Here is a 14,904-nt window from a genome sequence, read left to right on the forward strand (position 1 = left end):
TTTTTCTACCATTTTGTGGTTATTCAACAGGCGTGCTTTGGGACATTTCTTTCCCACACATACTGAGACATTTTTTCGTACTGTGCCAGTATTCTTTTGTACGGTATTAGTTTTCTCAGCTGACTATAACGGAAAGAGTGCGGCGCATGGAGGATAAAGGTACGATTGCATGATATCATGCCATGGTTTCACTTGAGAAAATGGGAAAGCCTATCATGGCAGAAACTATGCCCCGATTGGAGGAATTCAGGGATGAATGCGGCAAATATGGCCGTTCTACCACGTTGATTGTTTTTTCCAAAAGTCCAACCTTCTTGCCCAGCTCAGTCATGGCATGCGGGCCTGACTTTGCAGTATCTGTAGTATTTTATAGCCCACCTGAGCCATCTCGCTACATCTCCTGAAAAAGAAAACCAGTCCAACACATTGTAAGTGTGTATTGGACTGGTGGATATGCACACGTCAGCTTCCAGCAATTAGATCATCGTATAACCGCCATCTGGGAACAGCACGCTTCCGGTGGTGAACTTGTTAGTTATCAGGTACAACACAGTATGTACGATTTCCTCATTATACCCCACTCGCCGTAGTAAGGTTACTTCCTTGTATTCCTCAATAGCCTGCGCCCGCTGCTCTCCCTCGGGGCCGTCTCGCCAGATCGTGCTGGGAGACACCACATTGACCCGTACCGGAGCCAATTCTACCGCCAACGCCTTGCCCAAGCCTTCAATCGCGCCGTTAGCCTCTCCATAGGTAGCACCAAATCCCATTGGCCGTTGACTGAAGGCTCCGGACATGAGAACGATCGAGCCAGTCTTGGAGAAATGCGGTACAGTATGCTTGGCGGCAAAATACTGCGGCCAGAATTTCCCCTCGAATGGAGTCTTCGCCTTTTCCGTATCTACGGTGATCGGACCACGTGTATAGCTCGCACTTGGAGTAAACAAATGATCGAAGGCGCCGACCCTTTCAAAAAACGCCTGTACTTCCTCTTCCTTTTGATTGTTCAATTGAAAGGTCTTTATGTAAATTCATATTATTATCATCTCCTTTATAAGTCTTATATCATAACTATTATATAATCATATATATTTTTATTCAGATGAGCTTTCAGGAGCTACGCTCTTACGGTAGGATGTCGGCGACTGACCGGACCAGCGTTTGAATTGCCTGCTAAAATGTGCAATATCCACATAGCCGAGCAGTTCAGCAATTTGCTGCACGGACCATTGCGGATCAGCCAGCAGCAGCTTGGCCTCATGCAAGACAAGCTCGGAGAGATACACTCGCGGAGATACGCCAAAAACACTACGGAATACACGATTGCAATGGGACACGCTAATACCAAGTTCGGATGAAATTCCCTCAATCCCATCCTGTTTTTCCACCGAGCCAACCTGCCTATATGGCTGATTGACCCTGCCCTGAAGCCGACTGGCAATCTGATGGGCAAGCTCTGCCTGCACATATCCACGCCCTGGTAGATGAGCAGCTTCACTGGATACCGCCTCCCACAGCGTTGCGAACAGTTCAAATACAGCAGATTGAATCCGCATACGCTTTGCCACCGAATCACCATTTATTCCCATGTCTTCAAGCGCGGAAAGGTCAAGCAGCTTACTCAGCGCTGGCCCCATCTGCTTCGCCACCGCGCCATCAGCTGGAAAAAGCACTTGCTCCAAACGACTCAGGAGCGAAAGAAACAATTTATCATCAATGTCGAAATGCATGCAAAAATACGTAAACCCCTGCCCGCTACTGCGGCTGGAGTGGACCATTCCCGGGCGCAAAAGCATCAGATCCCCCTGTCGCTGAATAAAGCTGTGACCATCCACAACCATGACCTGCTCTCCCGCAAGCACGATGTTAATTTCATATTGCGGATGTTTATGTGGCGGATAATTCCAGTCTCTTCCGACACTTCGTGTATGGATGGCAAATAGATTGACCGTAGTCCGCACATCGGGAAAAAAGAATTCCTCTCCGGCGACCGTAAGGTCTGGATCATGGGGACGATTCGGTAAACGTGGTGATGACATGTCTTCCCTCCTTGCATGCATAGGATTTTACTCCAGTATATCGTGTTTGGCGCGATTTGGATAAATTACTGCGCGATTTGACAATGGTTCCTCCGAGCGTAGCATGCTAGGCTCTATGTGAGATCAAGTGAGTATAGCATATGGCGAATATATGAGCATGCTGCAAAATACTTTTGTATATGTAAGTCATTCATTCCTGCGGATGAAAATGTATATATCGGGCTGCAATCCAGAGACGGCAGCGTATACGAAGCGCTTCCTTTTTTTGCATCTGCAGAGGACGAAAGTACCCGCTATGATGTGGAGAAAAAGGATAAAAAAACGGAGCCTCTGCTCGTTGCCTTTGCCGATCAAGACATTACCCGCGAGCTAAAAGCAGGAACAGATACATGGCAGGCAGGCGATTTGACGTTCCGGCTGTACTCTCCCGTTCGCCCGGTGCCCGAACCGGGAATTGCGGGTATAGATGAGCTGCGGGCAGCGTTGGTTCCAGCGGTATTTGCCGAGCTAACGGTCGATAACACGCAGGGGACTGCTGCGCGGAGGGCTCTTTTCGGCTATCAGGGCAGTGATCCGTACAGCGGCATACGCATTGTAGGAGAAGACCCTCGCAGGGACGCTGCCGATTCCACCCGCTCTGAGAGACTCACGGGCATCGGCCAAGGGCGCAGCACAGCCATTGTGACCAACAGTAGCGAAGCAATACCTGCCAGTGGATTTGCACTGGAGAAGCTGCTTGGGGAGACTATGGCCGAGAATTTATCCTTTGGTCTGGGCGTGACGGGTGCACTCCTCATGAATGTTCCGGCAGGCGAAAAACGCACGTATTCCTTCGCTATATGCTTCTATCGTGGTGGCATCGTGACGACAGGCATCGAAGCGACGTATTACTACACCCGGCTGTTCAAGGATATTGAAGACGTGGCGAGCTATGCCTTGGAGCATTTTACAGACCTGACCGCAGCCTGTGTCCAGGCTAATCGCTGGATGGAATCGGCAAGCTTGAGCCCGGATCAGGAATTCATGCTCGCTCAGGCCATTCACAGCTACTACGGCAGCACCCAATTACCCACGCGGAGTTACCGCTATTTTATGGCTGTATGAAGGCAAGGGCAACCATCTGACTCTTCCCCGGCATCTGAGTCAGGACCAGGAGCAGCATGTCTGATACTAATATTCACCTGTCCAAAAGGAGGCGCCAAATATGAGCAAGCGTATGGATATGCAAAAAAAGAGCGGCTATGACGCTTGGCTGCATTATCGCCGCAATCAAAGGGTGAAGAATTTACCGGCTTGGTGCAGAGTCATCGTGGTTCAAGAGACAGATGAAGTACTTCACACGGCTGCGATTGAGCTTCAACACGGATTGGCCTCCATGTTCGGACAGCAGCCAAGGATCAGCGCCGTTCCTGTGAGTCCGCCATCCATTGCTTTGGGTACGTTCCGAGAGCATCCATGGGTCGCAGAACGATTTAGCGCAGAAGAACAGGCAGAGGTAAGCACAGAAGGCTACCGAATTCGCGAGATGGAGATTCCACACCCAACATATTCAGCTTCCTCTGATAACGATGATATCAGGGGAACGTACGTCACAGTGGCCGGGCAGACCAGCAAAGGCGTATTATATGGGGTTTTTCATCTGCTGCGCTACCTGCAAGGCGGACTGGATGGCAAGCTGAAGCTCGCCACCGAAGAATCATTGCCAGCACCCATTCAGGATGTACTATCCAATCCGGCTAATCCCATTCGCATGATCAACCATTGGGATAACATGGACGGTAGTGTAGAACGCGGATACGCGGGAGCATCCATTTTCTACGACAATCATGCCTTTACTACAAATATGGATCGCCTTCGAGACTACGCACGTCTACTTGCCTCTGTTGGCATTCAGGCGTTATCCATTAACAACGTGAATGTCCATCACGTAGAAACGGAGCTGATTACAGATACATTTCTACCGGATGTGGCCAGAGTGGCTGCGATGTTTCGCGCCTATGGCATCCAAATCTACTTGAGCATTAACTATGCCAGTCCTATGCAGCTCGGCGGACTAACTACCGCCGATCATCTGGACCCGGGTGTTGCTGAATGGTGGCAGGTCAAAGCCCGGGAAATCTACGCCGCCGTACCAGATCTGGGCGGCTTCGTAGTAAAAGCCGATTCCGAGAATCGGCCCGGCCCGTTCAGCTACGGGCGTCATCACGCCGATGGAGCCAATATGCTGGCAGATGCGTTGCAGCCCTATGACGGGCGTGTGATTTGGCGCTGCTTCGTCTACGACTGCAAGCAGGATTGGCGCGATCGCAAGACGGATCGGGCTCGCGCGGCCTTTGACCATTTTAAACCACTGGATGGACTGTTCCGGGATAACGTCATTTTACAAATTAAAAATGGCCCCATGGATTTTCAGGTGCGGGAGCCTGTTTCTCCCCTGCTCGGCGCGCTGGAAGCCACTCAGGTACTGCTGGAATTTCAAATTACGCAAGAGTATACCGGACAACAGAAGCATTTATGTTACCTTGTTCCGCAATGGAAGGAGGTTCTCGATTTTGACACCTATGCACGAGGAAAAGGCTCCACCATCAAGCGTATCGTGAGTGGCGCTTTGCATAGCAACAGCGAATCTGGTTCTCTTCGCGGAAAAGCTACTGTCCATGATAGGAGCGGCAGTTTCCTTGAGGAGCCAACGAATCGTGTTCCCAAGCACACGAACTTTGGAAGCGCCGCTGTATCCAATATTGGAGCAGACACCAATTGGACCGGACATTTGCTCGCCCAGTCCAATCTTTACGGCTACGGCCGGTTGGCATGGGACCCGGAGCTATCCGCAGACGAAATCGCGGATGAGTAGGCTCGGCTGACGTTTAGCAGGCAAGGGACTGATGATGCCAGTGCAGATTCAATTGCTGCCATTAAGCAGATGCTGCTCGATTCGTGGAATATCTACGAATCCTACACAGCTCCCCTTGGGGTCGGCTGGATGGTCAGTCCCGGTCACCACTATGGGCCCGATGTAGACGGCTATGAATATTCGATGTGGGGCACCTACCATTTTGCCGATTGCCAAGGCATCGGAGTAGATCGCACGACTGCAACCGGAACCGGCTATGCAGGACAATATTTTCCTCCCCATGCCGAGATCTACGAATCTACTGACACCTGCCCGGATGAGCTGCTATTATTTTTTCACCATGTTCCGTATACGCACACGCTCCACTCCGGCCAAACCGTCATTCAGCACATTTATGATACCCATTTCGAAGGTGCGGAACGTGCGGCCCATCTCAAAGACACATGGATCAGTCTGCGAGAGCAACTGAATGAAGGGCTATATGAACAGGTGCTGGAGCGGCTGGAGCATCAGGCTGAACACGCCAAGGAATGGCGGGATCGGATCAATACGTATTTTTATCGCAAAAGCGGTATTGCTGACCAAAAGAATCGCCCCATTTATTAAGCAAGTTACGATGAAGCAAGCAGCCTCGGCCATACTTTCCTTCCATACAGGCTGGAACAAGGCTTTTATGCACTCCCTTTCCTCTATGCTGGCATTGGCTATCTGCACCACCCAACAAGGCATGCGTCTTACTCAGACCTATGCCTTATTATTTTGCCTGGATTCATTTTAAGCACACGGTTGCTAACGGAAAATGTCATATTCGTCCACCTCTAATGTGCAATAAATTCTTCTTTTTGTGCAACCGCTTGCTTTATACTATTTTTGTAGACGTTTACAATATGTTGTCGAAATAGACTATTGCTTTGGGGAGGATGATCGGTTTGACCTTGTATCGAAGTCTATGGAACAAAGGGTGCCTGATTCTGCTAAGCCTTGTGCTATCTCTGACCGCCTTCATTGGCTCACCCTCCAATACCGCGAGCGCTGCGGTTGCTGATGATTTTCAGGCTTCTGTCATGGGGCCGCTGGCGAAAATCAATGACTGGGGCGCATTCAAAAAGCAACTGCAAACGCTGAAAAGTAACGGTGTGTATGCCATTACCACCGACGTCTGGTGGGGCTATGTGGAGAGCGCAGGCGATAACCAGTTCGATTGGAGCTATTACAAAACCTATGCAGATGCTGTGAAAGAAGCAGCTCTGAAGTGGGTTCCTATTATCTCTACGCATAAGTGCAAGGGAAATGTAGGGGATGACTGCAATATCCCGCTGCCAAGCTGGCTGTCGAGCAAGGGCAGTGCAGATGAAATGCAGTTCAAGGATGAAAGTGGCTATGTCAACAACGAAGCCCTTTCGCCGCTGTGGAGCGGAACTGGCAAGCAATATGACGAGCTGTATGCTTCGTTCGCTAAAAATTTTGCCGGATACAAAAGCATTATTCCCAAAATTTATTTAAGCGGCGGTCCTTCCGGTGAATTGCGATACCCGTCGTATTATCCGGCGGCAGGATGGAGCTACCCGGCACGCGGCAAGTTCCAAGCCTATACGGAAACAGCCAAAAATGCGTTCCGCACAGCCATGAATGAAAAGTATGGATCATTGGACAAGATTAATGCGGCTTGGGGGACCAAGCTAAGCAGCCTTAGCCAAATCAATCCGCCGAGCGACGGGGACGGATTCTACACGAACGGCGGGTATAATTCCGCTTACGGGAAGGATTTTCTGTCGTGGTACCAAAGCGTGCTCGAAAACCATTTGGGCGTCATCGGAGCAGTTGCCCACAAAAACTTCGATTCCGTGTTCGGTGTTCGGATCGGAGCCAAGATTTCCGGCCTGCACTGGCAGATGAACAACCCTGCGATGCCTCACAGCACAGAGCATGCAGGCGGATATTATGATTACAATCGTCTGATTCAGAAATTCAAGGATGCCGATCTGGATTTGACCTTTACTGCTCTGGAGATGAATGACAGTGGCACTGCACCGAATTATTCCTTGCCGTCCACACTGGTAGATACCGTCTCCTCGATCGCGAATGCGAAGGGCGTTCGCCTGAATGGTGAAAACGCGCTCCCTACGGGCGGCAGCGGCTTCCAGAAAATAGAAGAGAAAATCACGAAGTTCGGTTATCACGGCTTTACACTATTACGCATCAATAATCTCGTCAACAGCGACGGCTCACCAACTGGTGAGTTGAGTGGATTCAAACAGTATATTATCAGCAAGGCCAAGCCTGGCGATAACGGCGGCGGTACAGGCAACAAGGTAACCATATACTACAAAAAAGGCTTCAACTCGCCTTACATCCACTACCGCCCGGCTGGTGGTAATTGGACTGCCGTACCCGGTGTGAAAATGCAGGATGCCGAGATTAGCGGCTATGCTAAAATTACTATTGATATCGGATCTGCCTCCCAATTGGAAGCCGCCTTTAATGACGGCAATAACAACTGGGACAGCAACAATACTAAAAACTATATTTTCAGCACAGGGACTTCTACCTACACACCCGGCTCTAACGGAGCTGCAGGATCTATCCGAACGGGGGCGCCTTCAGGGAGCGTCCTCAGCGTAGGGTCCTCCACCTACACAACCGACCTCAACGAAGTTGCAGGACCTATCCAAACAGAAAAACTTTCAGGTGTATCCTTAAACGTAAGTACTTCTACCTACGCACCCAACTCTAACGGAGTTGATTTAACTATTCAGACGGAGGCGCCTTCACTCCTATAGATCCGGGTACCCTCTCCAAGCCCATCCCCCTCAACACAGGCTGGAGCAAACAGAGCATTTACTTTATCATGACGGACCGATTCAGCAACGGGGATACATCGAACGATAATTACGGTGGCTTCAATTCCAACAACGGCGACATGCGCAAATGGCATGGCGGTGATTTTCAAGGCATTATCAACCAGCTCGACTACATTAAGAATATGGGCTTTACCGCCATCTGGATTACTCCGGTAACGATGCAAAAGAGCGATTACGCTTATCACGGCTATCATACGTATGATTTTTATGCGGTAGACGGGCATCTCGGTACAATGGACAAGTTCAAAGAGCTGGTTGGTAAGGCGCACGACAAAAATATCGCTGTTATGCTGGACGTAGTCGTCAATCACACCGGCGACTTTCAGCCAGGAAACGGCTTTGCCAAGGCTCCCTTTGACAAAGCCGACTGGTATCATCACAATGGCGACATTACAGGTGCAGATTACAACTCCAACAACCAATGGAAAATTGAAAACGGCGACGTGGCCGGATTGGATGACCTGAATCAGGACAACCCCGCAACAGCCAACGAGCTCAAAAGCTGGATCAGATGGCTTCTGAACGAGACGGGCGTCGACGGACTGCGAGTAGATACCGCCAAGCATGTACCCAAAGGCTTTCTGAAGGATTTTGACCAAGCCGCGAATACCTTCACCATCGGTGAGATTTACAGCGGCGATCCCGCTTATGTGGGCGACTACACCCGATATCTCGATGCTGCACTGGATTTTCCGATGTATTATACAATCAAGGATGTGTTCGGACACGATCAATCCATGAGAAAAATCAAGGAACGCTACTCCGATGATCGTCACTATCGCGATGCCCAGACCAACGGTGTATTTATCGACAATCATGATGTAAAACGTTTCCTGAATGACGCCTCCGGCAAGCCGGGTGCTAACTATGACAAATGGCCTCAGCTCAAGGCTGCTTTGGGCTTTACTTTAACATCGCGCGGGATTCCAATCATCTATCAAGGCACCGAGCAGGGCTTTAGCGGCGGAGATGATCCGGCCAATCGGGAAAATGTGGTTTTCAACGCCAACCATGACCTGTATCAGTACATTGCTAAGCTGAACTATGTGCGCAACAACCACCCTGCTCTGCAAAACGGCAGCCAAAAGGAAAAATGGGTGGACGACTTCTTTTACAGCTTCCAGCGCTCTAAAAATGGCGACGAGGCCATCGTACTCATCAACAATTCATGGAGCAGCCAAACCCGAACCATTGGCAACTTTGACAACCTGTCCAACGGCACACGTCTGACCAACCAACTAAGCAACGATTCCATTCAGGTCAACAACGGTTCGATCACCGTGACGCTCGCTCCGAAGGAGGTTAAAGTTTTCACCAGGTAACAGCCGCTTTGAAGAGCGGTCGGCTGTTCAAAGGTGATCTACAGAAATAGACCGTTTTCCCCTTGAGCAGGGCGGTCTAATTCTTTTTGTTTTGGTTCAACGCCATAACAATCGTAACGATTAATCCGATCAACGCTACTAATAGCGTGCCGAACATCATCATTAATGTGAGAGCACACATTTTACTATTTCTCTATACGGACATAACTTCGCAACGCCAACAAAAGCCCGAGCACAAAAATAAAGCAAATACTGATGATCCCTCCAGGAACATTCGTGTACGTTCTCCCAAGTGTGCCGTGCGGAGAAAACAATACCGGTGCTGTCCATGGATAAAAGGTATTCCCCGGGGTATTAACCAAAACGAAATTTAAACACATAACTGTACACATTCCCATAATAGCGGGCACAAATTTTTTCCAGCGAATGGCGAAAAACGTGATGATCGGGATAAGCATAGCGTGCATAAGAATCATTTTGGCGAAAATCCCAAGCTGATAAAGTACGATATCAAAAGTTAGCGGTCTGGTCGTAATAAACATACCCAATAGCGCAGATAGCCCAAATGCCAGCAACAGGCTGACAGCAATGTACATATAAATAACGAGTAACTTGCTGAAGTAAATGCGACTCCGACGAACCGGGCTTGTGAACAGGGCAATATGGGTGTTGTCCTGATATTCTCTTGCATAGATATAGCAAGTCAAAATATAGTAGCTCATATACCCGGTCAGAAAATTAATAAGAATAACAACACTCATAAAGTAGTCATTCCAACCATCACGATCTATGGAATACTTGGGACTACCCGCGTAACTATAAAATTCTAAAACAATGGTTAATACTAGAATCATTACACTCAACAAAAGAATCTTAGTTCTTTTCAGCTTCAAGCACTCTGCTTTAAACAGGTCAAGCATAGTAAACCTCCTTTGAAAACTCTCTCCATCTAGCTCCTTCTTTGATATGCCCATAGGGATAAAAACAATCCAAGAAGAAAGGTTATGGATATACTCAACCACGCTACGGGAATATTGACGTGTCTGACCGCGCTTCCTTCATTGGGAGATAAAAGATAGGGTACAATCCACGGGTACCATTCACTTTTGTACAAAAAACTTAAAAATATAGCAGTACAAACTAAGAGTACAACCACCATAATACTTTTCCAGTGTATAGCAAAAAAGGAGGCTATCGGTATTAACATCGCATGCATTACACACATTTTGGCAAACACTTGGATCTGGTATATCCAGATAGCCATCGTTAAAGGTCGATCTGTAATGAACATGCCTAATAATGCAGACAAAAACAGAACAAAAAATAAGGACACCATAATAAATCCATAAATAATGATCAATTTACTAAAATAAAATTTAACCCTGGTGACAGGTGTGGTAAACATAAACAGATGCGTTTTTTCCTGGTACTCTCTCGCAAAAATATGGCCTGTAAGTATGTAGTAACTGATGAATCCGGCTGCAATATTGACCATAAAAACGATATTCATAAAATAATAGTTCCAGCCCAGATGATCAATTGAATATCGGTAGAAAATGGCACTTGTCGCGAATTCCAGCAGCACAACAGCCAGCAATATAATATAGCTCAACAAGAAGGCTTTAGAGTCTTTAAGCTTAATGAGTTCTGCTCTAATCACGTCGCCCATCCTCTCCTGAAATGAGAGTCAGAAAGTACTCCTCCAGCGTCTGTTTTGAGGTGTGTATCTCATATACTGAAAACTGATGATCCATTAACTGTTTATTTAACGCGGCTGTATTTTCAACCGGACTATGAATTCTTAGTTGTTGCGGGGATAGCACATCAGATTGTAGCTGCTTGATGTGCTCTTGCAGGAATGTTTGTACTGCTTCTGCATCGTCTACCTTTACATCTGTGTATTGCTCAAAACCTTCCTCCAACCGACTCAAACGATCTTCCGCTAACAGTTTTCCATTATGTATAATCCCGATGTGTGTAGCTAACTGCTGAATTTCGCTCAAGATATGACTGGAAATAAGAATTGTTTTCCCTTCTTCCTCGCACAACCGCTTCAATAGCTGACGAATTTCCTTAATTCCAGATGGGTCCAGCCCGTTCGTCGGCTCATCCAATATGAGCAACTCAGGGTCATGAACAAGCGCCCTTGCAATCCCTAATCGTTGCTTCATTCCTAGAGAAAAATCTTTGAACTTCTTTTTACCGGTATGCTCTAAACCTACCGTGGTTAAGGTACGTTCTATTCTTCCATCATCCTTCATTCCCATGTACTTACAGCATATTCTCAGATTATCGCGTGCACTCAAGTTTTCATATAAACCTGGGGTTTCAATGATCGTGCCAATCTTAGAAAAGATAGACGGATAGTTCTTCTCTAGTCGCTCGCCGAATAAAAAAACTTCCCCACTTGTAGGCTCAATCAGCCTCATCAGCATGCGGATGGTGGTCGTCTTGCCAGCTCCGTTTTCACCAAGAAAACCGTAGATACTCCCCCGCTCCACATGTAAGGATATATCGTCTACGGCTACTGACATTCCAAACTGTTTACGGAGCTTCTTCGTTTCAATAATATAATCTATTTCTTCCAGCCCCCTAAAACACCAAATGTGATTATTATACAGAAAAAATAACCCATAAAATGTAAAATCAATCACATTTATTCATGTTCAATTCGTATTCCTCAAAACAAATAGGGCACCTGCAACAAAGTGTACGCTTCGTTGCAAGTGCCCTGTTTATATATAAACAACGTGGGGATACTTAGGCCTCAGTAGCCACGTTGATATTGTTCAGGTATGGAAGGCTTCTCGCCGCGCAATGTCACCGCTGCATGCGTGCCCCAGTAAGGATCGCGCAGCAATCCGCGTCCGATAGCGACCAGATCGGCATCCTCATTGCCGATAACAGACTGCGCCAAGGCCGGGTCATCCAGTGCGCCGACAGCGATCACCGGAATGCTCAGCGCCTCGCGAATTTGGCGCGCGAACGGCACTTGATAGCCCGGATAATTGCCCGGCTTTCTGGCTCCAGCCGGTCCTTCTCCGCCCGAGCTGACATGAACGACATCTACGCCGGCAGCTTGGTAAGCACGGCTCAGCTCAATGGCATGATCCACATCGTACCCGCCATCTACGTATTCCACTGCGCTAATGCGGAAGATTAACGGCATGCCCGCAGGCATTTCCTTGCGCACAGCCTGAATCACTTCAACACCAAAACGGGCTAAATCTTGACCATATACGTCATCCCGCTTGTTCGTGAGTGGCGAATGGAATTGGTGAATCAAATAGCCATGCGCGCCATGAAGTTCAATCGTGTCCACGCCCGCTTGAACCGCACGCCGGGCGGCATTTGCAAATTTTTGCACCATGCCCTGCACTTCTTCTGTGGTGAGTGCACGTGGCTGTTTATAATTTGCACCTGGGTAGGCAATGGCCGAAGGAGCAACCGGCACTACCGCATCCTCAGCTTTACGGCCCGCGTGAGCAATTTGGATGCCTACCTTGGCCCCGTGTGCGTGAATGCCGTCCACGATCTTTTTAAAAGCAGGAATATGTTCGTCTGACCAGAGGCCCAGATCATAGTCCGTGATTCGTCCATCCGGCTCTACATCTGTCATTTCTATAATAATTAGACCCGTGCCTCCAATAGCCCGGCTCAAGTAGTGAACATGATGCCAATCGTTCGGAATCCCGTCCTTGGCGGTCACCGAGTATTGGCACATCGGGGCCATGACTACACGGTTTTTTAATTCCAAATCCTTCAGTTTATACGGTGTAAACAACGAATTCGTCAAAATGCTCATCCTCTCTTCTCCAATCTTTACTACAAAAATCAAGATACCCATCCATCTACACGGTCTATTCCAAACACAATCGGCACAGCCCAAACGTAACAAAGAGATTCCCCAACCGGAGTATCCCTCATGTTTGCACCTTGCAGTCATTATGTATACTGTATGTCGTAGATATATTGCACACAATCTATTATCCATAACCAGATAACTTTTTGCAAGTAAATATTTAAATATTATTAAATATTTTTTTGTTTACAATCCTGCAAAAGCCTATCTACAGCACAAAAAGACGCCCGTATGGACGTCTCTGACAAATCAGCCTTATTGTGCCGAGCCCAATTGAACCCATGCCTTTTCAATCTCTGCAACCGCCTGATCCTTGTTCATGTTGCCGCTGATATAAGCCTGCATCAGCTCGCCAAACTTTTGGTGGAACGTATCCAGCGAGTAGTTGACCGACAGATCACCGGACTTCGATGTTTTCAAAATACTTTCCATTTCCTTAGGCATCTCCAGATCAGGAAGCGGCGCATCCTTAATTGGAGGAATTACTTTTGCCACTTGGGAGAACCAGTTCTTACCGTATTCTGAAGTGTACAGCCAGTTGAAGAATTCAATCGTTTCCTTGGATACTTCGGAATCCTTGTTGATACGCAGTGCCTGATCGGCACCAGTAATGATGACCGATTGCTCGGCTTTGTCACTTACCGGATATCCCATGATACCAATCTTGAGATCAGGATTAATCTTCTTAATCGCTTCCTCATCCCATGCGCCTTTACCTGTCATAAACGCTGCGTTACCGGATGCAAAATCACTCACTTCCGCATTGCTGTCCCGTTCCAGCGGCTTATCTGTGCCATGCTTCACCGTCAAATCAACGAAGCTAAAGAAGTTGTTGTACAGCACGGGGTAGTCCTTGATTTTCGCTTTACCTGCAATAAAATCATTAACAAGCTGCTTCGGCTCCACGCCTGCATCCTGCGCGGCAGCATCTACATAGTGCTGGAAGATGTGTTTCCATACCCACCACTCTTTATATGCGTTGGCAAATGGAGTAATGCCCTTCGCCTCCAGCTTGGTGACTGCATCCTGCATCTCCGCAATCGTTTTAGGCGGGGAGGTTATTCCGGCCTTGGCAAGCAAATCCTTATTGTAAATCAGCGCAAACAGGTTCCCCTTCACGGGTAATCCCAGCACTTTGCCGTCGCTGGAGCTCATATTCGCTCGTACTGCATCGGTCATGGCCGCCGCCAGTGGTTCATTGGTCAGATCAGCGCTATAATCAGCATACGTATCAATATCGCCTCCGGCCGTCGTTTGGAACACATCCGGTGTACTGCCTGAGGCAATTTTTGACTTGAGAATCGTGTTATAGTCCGCCTGCATGATTTCCAGATTAATCTTTACGTTAGGCTTGACCTTCTTGTACTCCTCGATATACGCGTTAAAAGCATCCGTATACTCCGGTGAGGCTGTAAACATATTTATTGTAACCGGTTTCAATTCTTCGTTGCCGCCAGCCTTTCCTTTCGCCGCGTCTGAGTCACTGCTGCTTCCGCATCCGCTCAACAAACCGACTGTCAATAGCAAACTGCCGGACAACGCCATCATCTTCTTTATCATGGATACTCCCCCATTTGTTTGTGATCAACGTCCATGCGCTCATTCTAAAAAATATGGTCCGATTTAAAAAGGCAGATAAGTGAAGCGTTAAGGGTAAAAAAGTAGTTTATTGCAGGCTTACCCGATACTCGGACGGCGAAACCTGATAATAATTGCGAAAAGCCTTGCTGAAATAGTTTTTATCCTTGTAGCCCAGCATATCGGAAATCTCCTGAATTTTCAGATTCGAATCGCTCAGCAGCTCCTTCGCCTTGTCCATACGGACCTTCTGTACGTATTCGTGAATACCGTAACCAAACTGCTGCTTGAACAGCTTCATCAGATACTCCCGGCTCAAGAAATAAGTCTCGGCAAAAAATGAAATTTTGATAAGACGGATTGTAATATGAAGTGCGACACCTGCTGG

Annotated in this window: 11 protein-coding genes and 3 pseudogenes; 5 read left to right on the forward strand and 9 right to left on the reverse strand. The window is 47.9% G+C overall.

What is annotated here, in order from left to right:
• Nucleotides 1–215 precede the first annotated feature (215 nt).
• Nucleotides 216–404, forward strand: coding sequence for a hypothetical protein (locus L693_RS31195; RefSeq protein WP_231503566.1), 189 nt, complete (start codon nucleotides 216–218; stop codon nucleotides 402–404).
• 72 nt (nucleotides 405–476) lie between these two features.
• On the opposite strand, the pseudogene L693_RS0108185 reads toward L693_RS31195, so the two are convergent.
• Together L693_RS0108185 and L693_RS0108190 are read right to left on the reverse strand one after the other, a co-directional pair.
• Nucleotides 477–1,028, reverse strand: a pseudogene (locus tag L693_RS0108185) (SDR family oxidoreductase); the annotation flags it as partial.
• 66 nt (nucleotides 1,029–1,094) lie between these two features.
• Nucleotides 1,095–2,039 (reverse strand): AraC family transcriptional regulator, encoded by a 945-nt coding sequence (locus L693_RS0108190; protein ID WP_025716846.1) that lies wholly within the window; start codon nucleotides 2,037–2,039, stop codon nucleotides 1,095–1,097.
• A gap of 195 nt (nucleotides 2,040–2,234) precedes the next feature.
• Between L693_RS0108190 and L693_RS0108195 the strand changes: the two are divergent.
• The 4 genes and pseudogenes from L693_RS0108195 to L693_RS31205 all read left to right on the forward strand — a co-directional run.
• Nucleotides 2,235–3,107 (forward strand): annotated as a pseudogene (locus tag L693_RS0108195) (glycoside hydrolase family 52 protein); the annotation flags it as partial.
• Between the two features lie 136 nt (nucleotides 3,108–3,243).
• Nucleotides 3,244–5,499: pseudogene (locus tag L693_RS0108200) on the forward strand (alpha-glucuronidase family glycosyl hydrolase).
• A 323-nt stretch (nucleotides 5,500–5,822) separates the two neighbouring features.
• Nucleotides 5,823–7,673, forward strand: a complete 1,851-nt coding sequence (locus L693_RS31200; protein WP_231503567.1) for a family 14 glycosylhydrolase — start codon at nucleotides 5,823–5,825, stop codon at nucleotides 7,671–7,673.
• A gap of 68 nt (nucleotides 7,674–7,741) precedes the next feature.
• On the forward strand, nucleotides 7,742–9,076 hold the full coding sequence (locus tag L693_RS31205) for an alpha-amylase family glycosyl hydrolase (protein WP_231503568.1): 1,335 nt from the start codon (nucleotides 7,742–7,744) through the stop codon (nucleotides 9,074–9,076).
• A 76-nt stretch (nucleotides 9,077–9,152) separates the two neighbouring features.
• Here L693_RS31205 and L693_RS31210 read toward each other — a convergent pair whose 3' ends face one another.
• The 7 genes from L693_RS31210 to L693_RS27860 form a co-directional block, all read right to left on the reverse strand.
• Complete coding sequence (locus tag L693_RS31210) at nucleotides 9,153–9,257, reverse strand: putative holin-like toxin (RefSeq protein ID WP_231503569.1); 105 nt, start codon at nucleotides 9,255–9,257, stop codon at nucleotides 9,153–9,155.
• 4 nt (nucleotides 9,258–9,261) lie between these two features.
• The gene (locus L693_RS0108210) at nucleotides 9,262–9,996 is read right to left on the reverse strand and encodes an ABC transporter permease (protein WP_025716847.1); all 735 of its coding nucleotides are present in this window, start codon (nucleotides 9,994–9,996) and stop codon (nucleotides 9,262–9,264) included.
• Between the two features lie 29 nt (nucleotides 9,997–10,025).
• Complete coding sequence (locus tag L693_RS0108215) at nucleotides 10,026–10,745, reverse strand: ABC transporter permease (RefSeq protein WP_049825095.1); 720 nt, start codon at nucleotides 10,743–10,745, stop codon at nucleotides 10,026–10,028.
• Nucleotides 10,729–11,655: an ABC transporter ATP-binding protein gene (locus L693_RS0108220; RefSeq protein WP_025716849.1), complete on the reverse strand. Its 927-nt coding sequence runs from the start codon at nucleotides 11,653–11,655 to the stop codon at nucleotides 10,729–10,731. Before L693_RS0108220 ends, L693_RS0108215 begins: the two co-directional genes overlap by 17 nt.
• Nucleotides 11,656–11,843: 188 nt before the next feature.
• On the reverse strand, nucleotides 11,844–12,872 hold the full coding sequence (locus L693_RS0108225) for an NADH:flavin oxidoreductase/NADH oxidase (protein WP_025716850.1): 1,029 nt from the start codon (nucleotides 12,870–12,872) through the stop codon (nucleotides 11,844–11,846).
• A gap of 321 nt (nucleotides 12,873–13,193) precedes the next feature.
• On the reverse strand, nucleotides 13,194–14,498 hold the full coding sequence (locus L693_RS0108230; protein WP_025716851.1) for an extracellular solute-binding protein: 1,305 nt from the start codon (nucleotides 14,496–14,498) through the stop codon (nucleotides 13,194–13,196).
• A gap of 106 nt (nucleotides 14,499–14,604) precedes the next feature.
• The coding region (locus L693_RS27860) for a helix-turn-helix transcriptional regulator (protein WP_155983786.1) at nucleotides 14,605–14,904 on the reverse strand (300 nt) is incomplete at its 5' end.

Origin of the sequence: Paenibacillus sp. 1-18, assembly GCF_000520755.1 — a bacterium.
Taxonomy (GTDB): domain Bacteria; phylum Bacillota; class Bacilli; order Paenibacillales; family Paenibacillaceae; genus Paenibacillus; species Paenibacillus brasilensis.

What these genes read in the sequence shown, in the direction of transcription:
- L693_RS31210 (WP_231503569.1), bottom strand. Translation starts at nt 9,257, where the DNA reads ATGTGTGCTCTCACATTAATGATGATGTTCGGCACGCTATTAGTAGCG.
- L693_RS31195 (WP_231503566.1), top strand. Translation starts at nt 216, where the DNA reads ATGGCAGAAACTATGCCCCGATTGGAGGAATTCAGGGATGAATGCGGC.
- L693_RS31205 (WP_231503568.1), top strand. Translation starts at nt 7,742, where the DNA reads ATGACGGACCGATTCAGCAACGGGGATACATCGAACGATAATTACGGT.
- L693_RS0108230 (WP_025716851.1), bottom strand. Translation starts at nt 14,498, where the DNA reads ATGATAAAGAAGATGATGGCGTTGTCCGGCAGTTTGCTATTGACAGTC.
- L693_RS0108210 (WP_025716847.1), bottom strand. Translation starts at nt 9,996, where the DNA reads ATGCTTGACCTGTTTAAAGCAGAGTGCTTGAAGCTGAAAAGAACTAAG.
- L693_RS0108190 (WP_025716846.1), bottom strand. Translation starts at nt 2,039, where the DNA reads ATGTCATCACCACGTTTACCGAATCGTCCCCATGATCCAGACCTTACG.
- L693_RS0108215 (WP_049825095.1), bottom strand. Translation starts at nt 10,745, where the DNA reads ATGGGCGACGTGATTAGAGCAGAACTCATTAAGCTTAAAGACTCTAAA.